Origin of the sequence: Mesorhizobium sp. B2-3-10, assembly GCF_006442275.1 — a bacterium.
Taxonomy (GTDB): Bacteria; Pseudomonadota; Alphaproteobacteria; order Rhizobiales; family Rhizobiaceae; genus Mesorhizobium; species Mesorhizobium australicum.
In genome coordinates this window covers 582,725-599,360 of the sequence record NZ_VFVT01000004.1, presented here as the reverse complement: position 1 = coordinate 599,360, position 16,636 = coordinate 582,725, and the positions used below count along the sequence as shown (strand labels likewise).

10 protein-coding genes are annotated in these 16,636 nt (G+C 59.3%); 7 read left to right on the top strand and 3 right to left on the bottom strand.

The annotated features are described in order from the left end of the window. A partial coding sequence (locus FJ943_RS15475) for a DUF4347 domain-containing protein (protein WP_140722619.1) occupies nt 1-1,670 on the bottom strand: 1,670 nt, incomplete at its 3' end. A 90-nt stretch (nt 1,671-1,760) separates the two neighbouring features. Continuing rightward, on the bottom strand, nt 1,761-2,075 hold the full coding sequence (locus tag FJ943_RS15470; protein WP_140722616.1) for a hypothetical protein: 315 nt from the start codon (nt 2,073-2,075) through the stop codon (nt 1,761-1,763). A 794-nt stretch (nt 2,076-2,869) separates the two neighbouring features. Here FJ943_RS15470 and FJ943_RS15465 point away from each other — a divergent pair. The 5 genes from FJ943_RS15465 to FJ943_RS15445 all read left to right on the top strand — a co-directional run bounded on the left by FJ943_RS15465 (nt 2,870) and on the right by FJ943_RS15445 (nt 11,478). After that, on the top strand, nt 2,870-6,679 hold the full coding sequence (locus FJ943_RS15465; RefSeq protein WP_140722611.1) for a glycosyltransferase: 3,810 nt from the start codon (nt 2,870-2,872) through the stop codon (nt 6,677-6,679). Further along, nucleotides 6,672-6,947 carry a hypothetical protein gene (locus tag FJ943_RS15460; protein WP_140722607.1) on the top strand — a complete coding sequence of 92 codons (276 nt, stop codon included), beginning with the start codon at nt 6,672-6,674 and terminating at the stop codon, nt 6,945-6,947. The genes FJ943_RS15465 and FJ943_RS15460 overlap by 8 nt, the downstream gene beginning before the upstream one ends. Nucleotides 6,948-6,966: 19 nt before the next feature. Next, nucleotides 6,967-8,049 (top strand): glycosyltransferase, encoded by a 1,083-nt coding sequence (locus tag FJ943_RS15455; RefSeq protein ID WP_140722604.1) that lies wholly within the window; start codon nt 6,967-6,969, stop codon nt 8,047-8,049. Continuing rightward, a complete protein-coding gene (locus tag FJ943_RS15450; protein WP_140722601.1) occupies nt 8,046-10,361 on the top strand; it encodes a glycosyltransferase family 25 protein in 2,316 nt (771 codons plus the stop codon). The genes FJ943_RS15455 and FJ943_RS15450 overlap by 4 nt, the downstream gene beginning before the upstream one ends. Nucleotides 10,362-10,617: 256 nt before the next feature. Continuing rightward, nucleotides 10,618-11,478, top strand: a complete 861-nt coding sequence (locus tag FJ943_RS15445) for a glycosyltransferase family 1 protein (RefSeq protein WP_140722597.1) — start codon at nt 10,618-10,620, stop codon at nt 11,476-11,478. Here FJ943_RS15445 and FJ943_RS15440 read toward each other — a convergent pair. After that, nucleotides 11,469-12,551 carry a TylF/MycF family methyltransferase gene (locus tag FJ943_RS15440; RefSeq protein WP_246671883.1) on the bottom strand — a complete coding sequence of 361 codons (1,083 nt, stop codon included), beginning with the start codon at nt 12,549-12,551 and terminating at the stop codon, nt 11,469-11,471. The two genes, FJ943_RS15445 and FJ943_RS15440, sit on opposite strands and share 10 nt — an antisense overlap. A 269-nt stretch (nt 12,552-12,820) precedes the next feature. Here FJ943_RS15440 and FJ943_RS15435 point away from each other — a divergent pair, with 269 nt between their 5' ends. Together FJ943_RS15435 and FJ943_RS15430 are read left to right on the top strand one after the other, a co-directional pair. Then, nucleotides 12,821-13,618: a hypothetical protein gene (locus FJ943_RS15435; RefSeq protein ID WP_224720248.1), complete on the top strand. Its 798-nt coding sequence runs from the start codon at nt 12,821-12,823 to the stop codon at nt 13,616-13,618. A gap of 495 nt (nt 13,619-14,113) precedes the next feature. Next, nucleotides 14,114-16,585 carry a caspase family protein gene (locus FJ943_RS15430; RefSeq protein ID WP_246671882.1) on the top strand — a complete coding sequence of 824 codons (2,472 nt, stop codon included), beginning with the start codon at nt 14,114-14,116 and terminating at the stop codon, nt 16,583-16,585. Nucleotides 16,586-16,636: the final 51 nt, after the last annotated feature.

Here is a 16,636-nt window from a genome sequence, read left to right as displayed (position 1 = left end):
CCAGTCGCACCTGTCGACCCAGTCGCACCGGTCGACCCAGTCGCACCGGTCGAGCCTGTGGCACCTGTCGAGCCAGTTGCTCCAGTCGAACCTGTGGCACCCGTGTCACCCGTAGCGCCTGTGGCTCCAGTTGCACCAGTCGAGCCGGTTGCTCCGGTCGAGCCGGTGGCGCCAGTCGAACCCGTAGCACCAGTATCGCCAGTCGCACCTGTGGCTCCGGTGGCACCGGTGGCACCGGTGGACCCAGTCGCGCCCGTCGAGCCCGTTGCTCCAGTCGAACCTGTGGCACCCGTGTCACCAGTAGCGCCTGTCGCTCCGGTCGAGCCGGTTGCTCCTGTGGCCCCGGTCGCTCCGGTCGAGCCAATCGCTCCGGTATCACCGGTTGCACCGGACGAACCAGTCGCACCGGTCGACCCCGTCGCACCTGTCGAGCCGGTAGCACCGGTGGAGCCTGTAGCTCCGGTTGAACCATTGGCACCAGTGTTGCCAGTGGCGCCAGTCGAACCTGTGGCACCGGTGTCGCCGGTCGCACCTGTGGAGCCTGTGGCTCCGGTCGAGCCAGTGGCGCCGGTCGAGCCAGTTGCTCCGGTCGCGCCGGTCGCGCCGGTTCCGCCACTTGCGCCGGTAGAACCGGTCGCTCCTGTTGCACCAGTGGCGCCGGTCGCGCCTGTTCCGCCGCTGGCACCGGTAGAGCCACTCGCTCCGGTTGCTCCGGTTGCGCCGGTGGCGCCGGTCGCACCAGTGGCCCCTGTCGCACCCGCGCCGGTCGCGCCGGTGGCGCCGGTCGCTCCCGTAGGTCCCGCCGGGCCTGTCGCGCCAACTGTACTGGTGCTGAAAGTACCAGTATCAAATTGATTGCCTCCGTTGCCATTGGCAGGGCCAGCGACAGGGCCGTCCGTTAAAACATAAGTATTTCCTACCCCTGGCGTTAGTGTGCCGTATAGATTGAAACCAGCGTCGTATATTTGATAAGTATGTGTAGGGTCTGGAATTGTTATTGTTACAGCAAATTCACTGACAATGTTGTGCCCTGATTGGGGAAGTGGGAAACTGCCAACCAACAAATGAGGATTTAATGTTGTATCTACTAGGTAATAAGTGTTGATAGTGGCGCTACCATTCTGAATAGTTAAGTTGCCGGTGATCGTCAGGTCAACTGCAAGCACCCCGCTGTAACTTGCCGCTCCATCCGAGGTCAGGGGGGGCAGGGGCGTGGGCGAGCTCGCGCGTGCGGACAGTTCCCAGGAGCCACCAAGGGCAGCTGCGCCAACCAGCGATCTCGATGCGCGGACGTCTGCGCCGACGGCCTCTTCCAGCGCCGCTACGAAGGTCTCGCCAGCATTGCCCGATGCCGTCTCGCAGCTCCACAGCCGCAGTTCGCCGTCGGCAGTAAGCGCCCTGCCGATCGCGGCAAGATCCTCAGCCTCTTCGTTCAGTGTGGCGACCGACCATTCTCCCGCGGTGAAGCTAACCCGGCCAGGCGCGCCATGCGCGATGACGTGCACCGCGTCGAGCCCTTCGTGCCCTGCCAGTGCGGCGGCGATCTGCCGTGCCGCCGGTCGGCGGCCGTCCAGCACAATTGCTTGGACTTCTGGCCTCAGACTGCCGAGAACCGTCTGGAGGTCGGAGACTGAAGAGTCGACAAATAGAAGTTCAGAGGCGCGGGCCATGACTGGCTCCTGTTGGCTTCGAATTCTGTTCAAGCGGAAACCGCCCACCGGCTTGGCCGGCGAGCAGTCAGGAGAGGGAGATTGGCGCGGTCATCTTCCGGACGGCCCGACAGCACCGTCGGGACTTTCGACAGCGGGGCTCTCTACGCGGAGGAAGCTGCAGGCTTGGAAACTCCCGCCATCGTCAAACGTGCCAATCGCAAATGAACCGGCTGTGGCCGGAACCTTGACGGTGACAGCGACGGCGAGGCTTCGCTTGACGGCCTTTGGAAGAATGACCTGACCGACGATAGCGCTCTTGGCGGTGTCCAGGATAAAATAAGGCACATTTTCGGTTGTGTCGCCGATCGGCAAGACGCCTCTAACGGCAACTTCCATGACTGCAAACCCTGTTATGTAGCTCATCTGATCCTCCTCGGTAGCGGCGACAGCGCCGCGCCTTTCCGTTCGGCCTTCTAAAAGCCGCCCGACCGAGCGCGACGCTCTTGCGGGTGGGTGGGCATCATGGGTGAGAGGGCAGAAGCCGGGCGCCTTTGTGTGTTACGCGTTCCAATGGCGCGCCGCGCTGGTTTTTGATTGGTCGTCTGGCAAGCGGCAGCCCGATATCCGATCTCTAGATCGGTTCCGATGTCCAGCCACGAATGGTTGGGGGGTGGCGAAGCTAAGGCTTCACGTTTCCTGCGATGCGCACGCCATTTTACCCGACTCACGACTTCACTCCCGTCATGTTCACGCCGATGTCTCGGCGAAAACTTGAGAGGGATCTCCGGAACGGGAACCCGTCCGCCTCCAGCAGAAGGACAAACGTATACGCGGCAGCGGACGCTTTGCGAACGCACCTGCCTCAGCCGCGAAGTGGCCTAGCTACTCCAGAACTCCTAAAACCCTCTCAAGAACGCCAACCCACCCGCCAACTGCGCGAGTGCCCTCAAAGCAGTACATTAGTAAACAGAAAATTAGGGATTTGTAAACTATAAGCGAACGGATAATTGATCAGGGAGCGGGTGCGGGACATTCTTTAACGCAGTTGCTGAAAATTGTCATTGAGAACCCTGGCCTCAACGTCTCCTCTCCAGCCCTTGCCATGTCGCAAATGTGATCAACGTCAAGCGTGGCCCTCCTCTGGCGGGACGGCCACTTAGAACTTTCTCGACCTTGACGACACCTGGCAAATGGCGATGAACTAATCGAGAGGCGGCGTGACGGACCGCCGCACGGAGCCGACGATTCAGATGACAAGCCGCAAGCGCCTCTGCCTCAACATGATCGTCAAGAACGAGATGGCGAACCTTCAGCGCTGCCTCGGAGCGGTGGTCGACCACATCGACTGCTGGGTCATCGGCGATACCGGCTCGACCGACGGGACCCAGGATTTCATTAAATCGTTCTTCGCTGCCCGCAACCTGCCGGGCGAACTGCATGAGTTTCCCTTCCTGAATTTCGAGCACGCGCGTAATGCGGCACTTGATCACGCCTACGCCTCGGCACTCGCTTACGATTATCTGCTATTTGACGACGCCGACATGGAACTGGTGGTCGAGGACGTAGGCTTCCGAGAACAACTCGTCAGTCCGGGCTACCGGCTGCTGCAGCGATCGGATTCCGGCCTGACCTATTGGAACACCCGCCTGGTCAGGCGGGACGCCGGCGCGCGCTACCACGGCGTGACCCATGAATATCTCGACGTGCCCGACGGTGTGCTGGAACTGCGCAGTGCCTGGTACAAGGACCACGCCAGCGGATCGAACCGGCTCGACAAGTTCGAGCGTGACGCGAAACTGTTGCTCGAAGCTCTTGATAGGGAACCGGAAAATCAGCGCTATTGGTTCTATCTGGCGCAATCATATCGCGACGCCGGGCGGACGGCTGAGGCTGCGGTGGCCTATGCCAAACGCGCCGCGATGGGCGGCTGGGACGAGGAAGCGTGGAATGCACGCCTGCAGGGGGCCCGCTGCTTGCGCAAGCTCGGCGACGAGCCAGGCTTCGTTGAGCAGGCGCTTGCCGCCTTCAATCAACGGCCGCAACGTGCTGAGCCGCTCTATGACCTGGCCAGGTTCTACCGCGACAAGGGAATGAACGATGCCAGCTTGCTGTTTTCCGAAGCGGGGCTGACGATCAAGCGACCCGAGCAGGACATCCTATTTCTCGAGGACTACGTCTATACAACAGGCCTGTTGGAGGAGTTTGCGATAGCGGCGAACTACGCGCGCGATCCCGTGCGCAAGGATCGTGGTTTCGCGGCATGCAACTGGTTGGCGCTGAACCGGACGATCGACGATGGCCCGAGGCAGCTGGCGTGGTCCAACCTGTTCTTCTATGTGCAGCCCGCCAAGACAATGATGCCGTCCTTCAGCGCGCGTCCGGTCGGCTTCATGGCGCCCGATGGCTATCGGTCGTCAAACCCGTCGGTGGCTCGATTGGGCGACCAGATCGTGCTCTTGCAGCGAACGGTGAATTACACGCTGGCCGAAGACAACCTGCAATATGACACGCCGGGTGGAGTGCCGGTTCACACGCGCAATTTCCTTCTCCGATTGAGTGATGAGTTCGCCATCCAGTCCGCAAGCGAGGTTTTGCCACCGGCCGATATGCCGGAACCCGCTAACGACCGTGTTCTCGGATTTGAGGACATGCGCCTGTTCGCTTGGCGCGATGCGTTGTGGGGCGTCTCTTGCGTGCGCGAATTGACGGAGGAGGGTTGGTGCGAGCAGGTCGTCGCGCGCATTGACGAGGGCGCTTCCTGCCGCCTGGCCGATTGGCGCGTGCTCCGTCCGGCGGGGCCGCGGGTGCACGAGAAGAACTGGATGCCTCAAGTCAAGGCGGGCACGGTGGGGGCAGGGGCGTTGCAATTCATCTACCTCTGCGATCCCACCCGGATCGTCGACGAGCGGGGCTCGACCCTCAGCGAGACTCCTCCCGCAATTGCCGCCAAGAGTTTCAGGGGTGGAACGCAGCTGATCGCATTTGCCGGCGGGTGGCTCGCATTGATTCATGAAGTCCAGTGGCGGGCCGCCGAGAAGCGGCGTTACTACCTGCATCGATTCGTCTGGTTCGATGAAGCCAACACCTTGCGAAAAGTAAGCCGTCCGTTCTTCTTCGACAAAAAGGGCGTCGAATTCGCTGCCGGGCTGGCGTGGCACCCTGACGAAAGGCGTCTGCTGATTTCCTACAGCGTCACCGACAGCGAGTCCTGGATCGCGACCGTCGACGAGGCGGAGGTGAGGTCGCTGCTGGAGGATGTGGACACCCTGCCATTGGGCGCGGCCGGTACAGCGTCCAGGCTGACGCTGGCCTCTGGGCATGGCGCTCCGCAACCGAAAGCAGCGATCAAGCCTGAGCGCGCTGAAGATGGAGCCATGAGCCACACAAGCCAAGCGCCGTCGGAAGGCAAAGACCTCGGCGCCAGCGGCATGAAGTCGACAGACGAAATCTTTCATGAACTAGCGCCATTTCTGCGCGAGGTCGATTCTTCGCTGCAGCGGCGGGAACGATCGCGCCAATTCGACGCGCGGAGGTCCCGCTTCCTTGGCAGCGAAGACACGGCACTTCCGCAGATCAACTGCTTTTACCAGGTGATGTCCGACAAGGCCGAGCATCGTACCTTGATCGCCGCCACAACGTCGATGCGAGCGACAGGCCATCCGGTGCGGGTATGGAGCTACGCGCCCGAGAAGCTCGATTTCCTCGTGCCCCACGGTATCGAAGTCCGCAATGCCGACGACGTCATGCCGCGGGCCTTGTTCGAGCGCATCGTCGCCGGTTCCGAGATCCGGTACTTCAGCGATATCTTCCGCTACGCCCTGCTTTACGAGCATGGCGGGCTATGGATGGATTCCGACGTCATCCTACTGCGTCCCTTTCCCTTTTGCGGCGAATACTTCTTCAATCTGCAGTGGCGCGGATCGCACAAGGGTCATTTTGTTTGCGGCAACGTCATCTATGCCAGACCCTACAGCAGTCATCTCAGGGCGCTGTATGAGTTGTCGATCGAAAGCTTTCACGCCGCACACGGCAAGGAGTTCGGCGACATCGGCCCCAAGCTTCTGTCCGATTACATTGCTTCCGATGCGGGAGCCGCGCTGCGGGAATGGGTGTTCAGCCCGATGTTCTTCAACACCATCGATTGGAATGAGATCGATCGGTTCGAGAAGCCGATTGGGGAATTGGCCGACTATCTGAACGATGAGCGGGTGTTCGGCATCCACCTGTGGACGGCACGCAACGAGGCCCGGCATGCCGGCGAAGGGGTGCCACTGATCTCGTCGCTAATCCGCCCGCTCGATCGCTTTCCCACGTTCGCGAGCCTCGCCGACCGCTTCAATACCGACAAGAACAGGCACACAGGCAACCGTCACTGCTATGCGAGGATCTACGATCGCCTTCTGTCGGCCCGGCGCTTGTCCATGCAGCGGCTGATGGAGATCGGCCTGTGCCGCGGTCTGGCCGAAGGCAACCAGACCGAGACCCCATCCGTCTCGCTGTGGCAGAGCTATTTTCCCTTCTGCCAGGTGATCGGTGTCGACCTGACGGATTTTTCGCGGCTCAACAACGAAAGGTTCAAATCGTTCATCGGTGACCAATCCAAGCTGGACGATCTGCGCGGCATCGCCGCCAAGCTCGAGCCGGGCTCGCTCGACGTGATCATCGACGACGGCAGCCACGCCTCGTTCGACGAACAACTGACGCTGCGCGAGTTTTTCCCGCTGCTCGGCGAGGGCGGCTGGTATTTCCTGGAAGACCTCGACTGGCAGCCGCCCGGTGAGGACCTCGGCAAGATCACGCCGACCAAGACCCTCCTGCGGGAAATCCAACAGCACGGCACGGCCCGCTCCGTCGATCCGCTGGGGGTGAGCGTGCTTGCCGACCAGTTCTCCGAGATCCTGTTCTTCGACAGCCACTATGAGTTGAACAGGGCAAAGCTGCTTGGTGGCCTTGTGGCTATCCGCAAAGCGCGGGAACTGGGGACATTCGATAACAATCGGAACGAGAACCGTCGGCTAAATGTTTGAGAATTCGAACGATATCCACCTGTTGTCGGTCCCGAGCGACCCGAGGCGACATCTGATTCTGATACGCGCTGGATCGAAGCGTCGCCCTTCCTTTTTTTCTGAGATTCCGCAAGAAGAGCGCGAGTACGACCTAGCCGTAAATTACTACGCCACGCCGCACCAGGATGATATCCTTCGCAGTATGGCAGAAATTGTTTTTGCAGGCGGTCGATCAAAAATGCATGGCGCCAAACGTTTTATCTACCGCACCTATTCCTTTCGAGCATAGGTCCCATGGAAGGTGTCGAGTGAAAGTAGCCGTCTACACTATCGCCTTGAACGAAGCCGCAAACGCGGAGCGCTGGGCCAATTCGGCCGTGGATGCCGACTATCGCATTGTGGCCGACACCGGCAGCACCGACAGCACGGTGGAACGGCTGACCGCTTCTGGCGTCACCGTACACGCAATAGCGGTGCGCCCATGGCGTTTTGACGATGCCCGCAATGCGGCCATGGCACTTATTCCCTCCGACGTCGATGTGTGCTGCACGATGGACATGGACCGCTTTCTCGAGCCCGGCTGGCGGGCGAAGCTCGAGGCGACTTGGACACCCGAGACGACTGCCCTCTATTGTCAGACGATTTACAGAGCGAGTGTCGATGACCCAACGCCGCTGCGCAGCTGGCCGGCTAAGAATTTTCATCATCGCTGGGGCTATCGGTTCAATCGACCTGTCCATGAGGCCCTGGTCTTCACCGGAGAGAGGGAAGTCACGGCCAGCAGCAGCGACATCGTCATGTTCGAGGTGCAGGACCTCACCAAGCCAACGAGGAGCAACTACCTGCCGCTGATGGAAGTGGCGCACAAGGAGAATCCCGAGGACGCGCAAATCTGTTTCTGGCTCGGGCGGGACTTGATGTGGGCCGACCAGCACGTCAGGGCCGTTCCGCTACTTGAGCGGTACCTCGCATTGCCGACAAGCAAGTGGGCAGAAGAACGGTCGGAGGCCATGCGCTACATCGCGCGCATGCTCCCGGACCAGCGATTGTCCTGGCTGGACAAGGCCCGGATGGAAGCGCCTCACCGGCGCGAAATCTGGCTCGACCTAGCCGAGGAGTTCCACGGCCAGGCGGACTGGCTGAACCTCTTTTGGGCTTGCACGAATGGGCTCGAGAAGACGCGCCGTAGCGGGAGTTATCTGGACGACCCGAACAGCTGGGGATTCCGGCTGTATGATCTTGGCGCCATCGCGTCGTGGCACCTCAATGTAATGGATCGGGCAGTGGAGTGGGGGCGACTATCGCTTGAACTCGACCCGAACAATCAGCGGCTCAAGGACAACCTGGCGTTCTTCACCCATCGGCGAGATGAGATGCGAGCAAGTGCATGACCGATCCCACTGGTCAGCCAGCACGGCTGCTGACAGCGTTCAACACGGTGTTGTACGTGGACACTGCCAAGGGCGAACTGCGCCACGGGCCGGAGGAAAGCAGCCCAGCCAATGTTCTGTTTGTTGCGACTGAGCAATCCGCTGGAGGGGCTTGGAAGGGGCAGCTGATTTGCCGGGTTGGCGATAAATTCAAGCCGATGATTTGCATACCAGATCAGACAATGATCTTGCGCGACTCTATCGGCCTCAATCCCGCAGCCATGCCTACTCTCTTTGAGCTTGTCCCGCTTGAGCGCGGGTTGCTGGCTCTCAGAGCTGAGGCTCTGTTTCTGTCGGCGATACCCGACGGCCGTGTCCTGCTAGGTGCCCCGGTATGCAGCACTTGGGAACTCTTCATCGCCTCGGAGAGTTGGTGCACACAAGGGACCATGGTTAACGGCAGCAATTGGCGATCCGCCGGAGCGCATTTCGACAAAGGCAGGATTCAAAGCTACATCGTGCATCCAACCCTTAGGGCCAAAGCAAACACACACTCCAAGGGAAAGAAGATACTTGTCTACGGGTACACGAAGTGGTCGCATGGACGCGTCTACTATGATCTCGCTAGGCGCCTCCACGCGTGCGGTTTTACGATCGATATCCTCGACTGGCAGGGAAACAATAACGAACATATCGGACGCATTGTTGGCTATTACGATCTGTACCTGACCGCACTCGATGGCGTCCCCACGTTGACTGACAGCTATGGTATTCCTTGTGACAAAATAGTCGCCATTTCCCATCATGAATTCGACATGAGGATGCTTATCGAGCGCAAGGGCATCGAAATCTTCGACAAATTTGCAAACTACGGAGTGGTGAGCGAGTATTTGTACTCCGCGTCGGCCATGCGCGGTATTTCAAGAATTCCCAAGGTGGCCCCTTTGGGAATTGACTACCAGAGCTTCTTTTCAGCGGTGCCCGAGCGATTGACCACTGTAGGCTACGCCACGTCGATGTCCGTGACGACCTATGGCGTGGAGTGGAAACGCGGAGCGCTCGCCGAAGCGGCGACTCAACAGGCCGGCCTAGCCTTCAAGGTAGCAGGCTCAACCGCTAGTCAGATTTCTTTTCATGACATGCCCGAGTTCTACCGTAGTGTGGATGCCGTGCTGTCAAGCTCTATCAACGAGTCTGGGCCGCTTTCAGTAATGGAGGGAGCTGCAGCGGGAAGGCTCATCATTGGGACGCCGGTTGGCCACTTCCCCCTCAAGGCCTATCAGGGGGGTGGGATCTTGGCCCCTATTGAGGCCGCGAAATTCGAGGCGTTCACAGCAGCAACGTTGCGATACTACAAGGAAAACACCGCGGCGTTCGTGGAGAAATGCCACGCAACGAGGGAGGCCGCTCGTCAGTTTGACTGGCAATATTCTATTGGTGAATGGATCGACCTCTTTGACCCGCAATCAGGGACCCGAGCACATCGGACGATCGGCAGCCAATTTCCGGCTTCTCAAGAATTAGCTGCACGCATTGGAGGACCACAGCGAGAACACGCTCAACCGAAAGCCAGCTCTACTCCTTTGCCTATTCGCGTCATAAATTTGGACCGCAGTGTTTCGCGGTGGAATACATATCAGAAACGCAACCCCCATTTGTTAAGTAGTACACTCAGAGTCTCTGCGTTTGAAGGGGCTGCGCTCGACAGGGGGGGATTGTTAAGGGATGGAATTATCGGGGGGGATTGCACTTATGGTGCTGGCTCTCTGGGGTGTGCGCTCTCACATATTACTCTATGGAAAGAGGCCGTCGCGAGCAATATACCGCTAACTATTTTTGAAGACGATGTATACTGTTCAGCAGATTTTATTTCGCGGTCAAACGAACTTCTATCCGGCGCCCCGGCAGGTTGGGATCTCATAAAATGGGGATTCAATTTCGATCCGCTGTTCCTTTGGCTGGATCTTGATTTTGCGAAGGCTAAATTGGAATTCTATGCGCGCCAGCGCCAGAATATGGACTTGCTTGCCGCATATGATAAGTCGCCACGATCACTGAGTAGGATAGCTCATTCATTTGGGCTTATGGCTTATTCCGTGACACCAAACGGTGCACGGATACTTCTTGAAAATTGCCTTCCTATCAAAAGGCGAACCATTCAATTTCCAGGGGCCGGGGTGGTTATCGATGACACGGGAATAGACTGCGCCATGTGCGCCGCGTACGGATTGATGCAGGCGTTTGTTTGCATGCCGCCCCTTGTGTTTTCTGATGATGACCAACTGTCGATCCGGGAGGAGTCAGATCGGACATCAGGTTCTGTGGTGAGTTAGGCCGTTATTTGACACCAGCACTTCCTTTCGACTGCTCACCGAATTCCAATCGAACAAGATCGTGGCATCGATGTGCAGAGTTGAAGGTCGGCGTCGGCTCTGCTACATCGTCTTCCGCCTCCTACGGGAGCATCAAGGGCCTCGGGCTGAATGGCATGCTCCGGCCGGCGGCGGGTGGGAGACAGCTCGTGACGCGGTGGTGGCTTGGCCTGCGCCTGGGAATCGTACTATTCCATGATTTCGCTTGGAGTCGACGATGGCGACTACCGTTTGGATCGTTAGCCCGCCCAACTATGTTCACAGCCGCGCCTTCGATGAGGTCGCAGTATCGCTTTGCGCTGCTTTCCGTGCACTCGGCCAGGAAACCTACGTGGTTCATAATCCAACGCAACTCGGCGACACCACGATCGTGCTGGGAACCAATCTTCTGCACTTAGTGCCGCTGCCCCAGCAGCAGTTGATTCTATTTAACCTTGAACAGGTTTCGGAACCATCGACTGACAGCATGTGGATGAAGCCTGAATACATATCGTTGCTGAAGCGCTACCCTGTGTGGGATTACAGTGAGGCAAACGTTGTCGCGCTCGCCAGCATGGGCGTCCAGGCGACTTTTTGCGGCATCGGATACATGCCCGAACTGACCCGGATCGCTCCGTCCAGGCATGAGGACATCGACGTTCTGTTCTTCGGGGCATTCAATGAGCATCGCAATTCGGTACTTAACCGGATCGAGGTACGCGGTGCCAACGTAAAGCGAATTTTCGACGGCATTTACGGCGACGAACGCGATACTTTTATCGCTCGGAGCAAAATCGTCCTCAACCTGCACTACTACGGCACACAGCTTTTCGAGATCGTGCGAGTTTCCTATCTGCTCGCCAACCGCAAATGTGTTGTCTCCGAGCGGGGCTGTGATAGCGCCGCGGAAGCACCGCTCAGGAACGGCGTGGCGTTCGCCTGTGCCGACGACATACCCGAAGTCTGCATGACTTTGCTCGCCCACCGTGAAGCGCGATCAGCACTTGCGCAGGAAGGCTTCGAGGCATTTTCGGCCCGATCACAGGTCGACTTCGTCCGTAAGGCCATGCGCCAGACGCAGGTGACCTATTATGGATGACCGTGCGCAAGGCGGCTTGCCGGGATGTTATCGTGGTTCGCAGGCTCGGAAACCCTCCACCACACCGCACAGCCGTCGATTGGCATTAATGGGGATGTAATACCCGTCCTTGTCCGGAATTCATTTATAGCTTGGGCGCACGGGGTGAGAAAGTAATCGTCAACAATTACAAACCCACCATAAGACACTTTGCTATATAGCGCGTCAAGAGCTTGAATTGTTGATTCATACATATCTCCGTCAAGTCTAAGAATCGCTAATCTTTGTATCGGGGCCTCAGGGAGTGTGTCCTTGAACCAGCCTTCAAGGAAAACAACTTGCTCGTCGAGCAAGTCATATCTACGAAAGTTATCTTCAACGTCCTTCCGGGAGATCGCTAGTTGCGTATGCGTGTGGTGGACGTCCCCAGCGTCCGCCGCATAGATTTCCGGGCTTGGAGGAGGAAGGCCAGCGAAACTGTCAGCGACGAATACCCGACGTATGGTGTCGGCGTACGAGGCAAGGATAGCTTTCATAAAAATACATGCCCCGCCGCGCCAAACTCCGGTCTCGATGAAGTCGCCAGGCACATCATTCAATATCACGGTTTCGCATAAATGCCGCAGATTGCGCATCCTTGCTGAGCCAATCATGGTTTGCGCCAGCCCTGGCCAATCCTGCCCAAGAGCACGCTTGTTCGGGTCATATTTCCCACCCGTCCATGGATCAATGGGCGCGTCGCCGTAGAGGGTTCCGGTCAGGGAGGCCTCAAGAACGTTAAGGTACCGATTCCGCATTTTCATTGCGGAGGTCACGAAGTCATGACTGCCACTCAACGTTCGTCTCCTTATGAGAACCAGCGTTTTAAAGATAGAAATGCGGTCGGTTGATGCTCGTTCTGGCAAGATAGCGCGGATCAAGTCGGTGAAGATTTGCCCGAGTTTTTTACTGATACCGCACCCCACCAACGTGTCCACTGCAAGTTTTTCTGCGAGGTTTGAAGAGCCATGGCGATGGGGGGATTGGCGGCATAGAGGCAAGCGGCGCAAGCTGGGCCATTCGGTTTCTGGACAGACCGAGAGTTCCGTCTGCAAGGCGAATGGACACCTCTCGCGCCACACCAGCTTGAGAGACCTATTGGCGCTGCAGGTCTGCGATAAAATAACCTCTCCATTCCCGATGCCTTTCCGCTTCCCGAGCCTTCGCCATTGGCCTAGCATGGTATTTTAAATCCGGGCGGTCGGACATCAGAATCGAAGTGCGAAGACGAGATTTTTTTAGACTCGTGGGAGGCTCAGCGGCCGGACATCTGGTTCCCGCCGGGTTGACGGACAGAGACGCCCTCGCGGAGAGCTACGCAGCCATGGCGCCACCTATTCCTGCCTCCCTCCTCACTGCCCCCATCGAACTCGCCGGCGACTGGGGCCACATGCTGCCCCGCTCGGCCGATCAGGTCGTTGAGCGCATGCGGCATGCCTGCCTGGATGGCGTCCGGCTCGTTTCCGACAGCCAGCCGACGCGGCTGCGCGTCGACGAGCATACATACGGCCCGCCGTCCATTTGGCTGCATCCGGACGGCAGCAGCATGGCCTGGATTATCGTCGACATAGGCGAGCGGGACTGGTCGAAGCTCGCCTACCAGTTCGGGCACGAGTTCGGCCATGTAGCGTCCAACAGTTGGCAAGCCGATGCCAAGCCGGCACCGCCCTGCCAGTGGCTCGAGGAAGCGATGGTTGAAGCCTTCTCATTGCGCGGCCTGGGGCGCCTGGCGAAGGACTGGAAGCAGAACCCGCCCTTCGCCGGCGACAACGCCTTCGGCGATACCATTGCCGAGTATCGCCAGAATATCATCCGAGGCTATACCGCGCTGTCCAACAGCCAGGGGCTTGCGCGCGACACCGCGGCCTGGTTCACCGACCATCGCAGCGAGATCGAAATACCCGCCCTCAATCCGTTCGCTCAAGCAATGTCGATAACCATCCTAGCCGAGTATGAACGCGCGCCCGATTGCGTCGAGGCGCTGGGTGCACTCAATCGTTGGCCCGGCCGTACCGGAGTTCCGATCGATGAGTATCTCAGGCGATGGGAGGCGAGCTGTGCCGAACTGCAGGCCTCGCCCCGACTGCCGGTGAGTGTGCGCGAGCGATTGGGCATCGCGTAATTGGCGGCTCCATGCACGGCGGAGCTGCCGGTGTAGGCTCGTGCAGCAGATCGGACTGCGGAACACCGCGCGAGAAGCCCGGGGCTAGTCTAAATGGCTCCCAAAGCGGGGAGGGCAGCGGCCGCGACGCAACGGGCCGAGGCGAGATAATGTCATTCAGCCCCGTCCTTTGTTGACCCTAGCGGGCGACAGCAACCAGCCCTACAAGGTCCGATCACGCCGCAGCCTCGGTCGCATTCACCCCGCTTGTTGCGGTACCCACGCCACTGGGTTATTTTAGGAGTTGTGGGAACAGCACCTGCCATCCATCGCGGGTGCGACCTTGCTGTTTTGGGCAGATTGTGAAGTCTTTAACAGACCAGGTAGTCGCAAGCTGTGTCTTGTGCCCTCCAGGTCATGAGCAGTTAGGGATGCGCCATGCTGCGATGTTTTGCGTTCATTGCGGCCCTGATGCTAGCGAGCTTCACGGCATTCCAAGCTTGTGCCGATCGTAGGGTGGCCCTTGTCATCGGCAATTCCGAGTACCGCGAGATTCCGGCCCTCAAGAACCCGGACAAGGATGCCGAGGACGTGTCGAACACCTTTCGGCTGGCCGGGTTCGATGTGTTCGTCGCCAAGGATCTCACCAAGATCGAATTCGAAAAGCAGTTCCGCAACTACCTCGCAGCGGCGGACGGTGCCGACCTGGCAATCGTGTATTATTCCGGCCACGGCTTTCAGATCGGCGGAGAAAATTTCCTCATCCCGGTCGATGCATCGCTCAAGAACGCGGCCGACATTGAGGTCCAGGCCGTCAAGCTCGACGATGTGCTGCAGCAGTTGCGGACGAAATCGAAGATCCAGGTGATTATCCTGGACGCCTGCCGCAACAATCCGTTTCCGCGCAAGGACTATTGGTTGCGAGACCAGCTGATCGTTGCTGGCAACACCGGCCTTGCGCAGGTGAAAAGTTCGCTGAACACGCTTATAGCCTTCGCCACCGAGCCCGGCGCCGTCGCTTATGACGGAAATGGTGACCTCAGCCCCTTCTCCTCCGCCTTCTCCCGTCGCGCGCTGGCGCCGAACCAGGAGATACGCTCGGTCATGGCGGCCGTTCGCAGGGATGTGGTCGAGGCTACGGCCGGTAAGCAGGTGCCTTGGGAAAACTCATCGCTGATCGACGAGGTTGTCCTCATGCGCCGCGCCAACCGGCCTGCACTGCCGCCCGTCTTGGAAAAGGTCGTGCCGTCCGGCGTCGGGCCTGTCGCGCTCGACTTGCCGGAGCCGGTCGATGTCGATGGCGGTGCGGTCACCGTCAGCATCGACAGGCAGCCAGCGCTAGGGCGTCTGATTTTGGACGGCAAGCCGGTTGCGGCGGGGGAGCCGATTGCCGGCAAGGATTTCCCGCGATTGCGAATGGACGTGCCCAAAGGTGCCGGTGCCCAGGAAGAAGTCGACATGCTGGCCTATTCAACGCGCGACAATTGGGGTGGAGAATCCCAGGGCATCCTGGTGTTCCGGGTCAAGAATGGTGAGGGTGCCGAGGGCAAGCAACTTATAGCCTCGCTGGAGTCCGAGCAGAAGCAGCAAGCGGTGGAACGCGGCATTCACATTGCGGGCGCCGCCGAAGAGATCGAGAATCGTGAAGTCCATGTTCCAGTTGGCGTCGGCCCGGTTCCGTTGCAACTGGATTTCCCAACCGCGGATCCGGCGGTCAGCCTGAAACTTGCGGGCTATCCGGCAACGGGAACGCTGTCGCTGCCGGATCGGACCTTGTCGCCGGATTCGAGCCTGATGGCCGATGAAGTCGATCACTTACGCTACGAACCCCAGATCGGCGCCGTCCAGCCACTGATCGTCGGCTTCGAGATCAGGGCCGACAACACGTCGTCGAAGCCGGCGACGATGAAGCTCTCGCCAAGCGTCGACCCCTGCGACAGGGAGGCCGGTGAGCCACTTGACCTGCAGGGCGTCGTCCCCGGTTTGTTGCCGAATGAGATCAGCAGCAACGCCGTGGACGTCTGCCGGGCGGCGGTGAAAGCCTATCCCGATGTTGCTCGATTCCACTACCAGCTCGGCCGGGCATTGCTTGCGGTTGGTAAGGTCGATGAGGCCAAGAAGGTGATCCAGGATGCTGCCGACAAGGGGCATGTGCGCGCAGGGTTCGAGCTGGGCTACCTCAACGCGACGGGAACGGGAATGCCCGTCAATCGCAAGCAGGCCAATGACTTCTATGCTGAAGCGTCCGACAAGGGCGATCCCTATGGGATGACCTCGTGGGGTCGCGCCTTGTTCAACGGATACGGCATCGAACGTGACACCGCCAAAGGGCTGGATCTGCTACTCAAGGCGGCGGCGATGGGGCACACTTATGCCATGAACGATCTCGCCGCCATCTTCACCGAAGGCCGTAATGGTGTGCCTGCCGATGCAGCTCGCGCCGTGGCTTTCCTCAAGGCTGGCGTCGAGCGGCAGGACATGTACTCGATGAACCTGCTCGGCCGCAATTATCTCGCTGGCACGGGGGTCGAGAAAGACCCCAAGACAGCGCTCTCGCTTTTTCAGAAATCGATGGATCTCGGCCAGCCCTACGCTCCCGGCAGCCTTGCGCGCATGTACAGGGACGGTGTCGGCGTGCAGCAGGATCTTGAAGAAGCGCAAAGATTGTTCGAGCTGGCGACGGCGCGCGGCGATCAGTCGGCTGCGTATGATCGCGCAGCTCTGGAGATGCAAAGGGGCGAAAAAGCGGACCAGGCCGTGGCGGTGCGCTATCTTGCCTTCGCGGCCGCGCTCGATCTTCGCAACGAGACTCCCGATGCCAGGAATACCCTGGCGAAGTTTGGCGCCAAGGCGAAGTCGGCGGCCTTGAAGCAGATGCGTGGGGACCTGAAGGCGAAGATTTCGGCCAACGGTTCGTTGGACGATCAACTGATCAAGACCGCCAGGGCGGTCTGGGAGCAAGCCAACCCGCGCCGGGACTTGTTCTGACAACATGGAGGCAACAGGTGGGCTGGTCACTAAAACAGGTAATCGTCGCAA

What these genes read in the sequence shown, in the direction of transcription:
- FJ943_RS15470 (WP_140722616.1), bottom strand. Translation starts at nt 2,075, where the DNA reads ATGAGCTACATAACAGGGTTTGCAGTCATGGAAGTTGCCGTTAGAGGC.
- FJ943_RS15460 (WP_140722607.1), top strand. Translation starts at nt 6,672, where the DNA reads ATGTTTGAGAATTCGAACGATATCCACCTGTTGTCGGTCCCGAGCGAC.
- FJ943_RS15450 (WP_140722601.1), top strand. Translation starts at nt 8,046, where the DNA reads ATGACCGATCCCACTGGTCAGCCAGCACGGCTGCTGACAGCGTTCAAC.
- FJ943_RS15445 (WP_140722597.1), top strand. Translation starts at nt 10,618, where the DNA reads ATGGCGACTACCGTTTGGATCGTTAGCCCGCCCAACTATGTTCACAGC.
- FJ943_RS15435 (WP_224720248.1), top strand. Translation starts at nt 12,821, where the DNA reads ATGGCGCCACCTATTCCTGCCTCCCTCCTCACTGCCCCCATCGAACTC.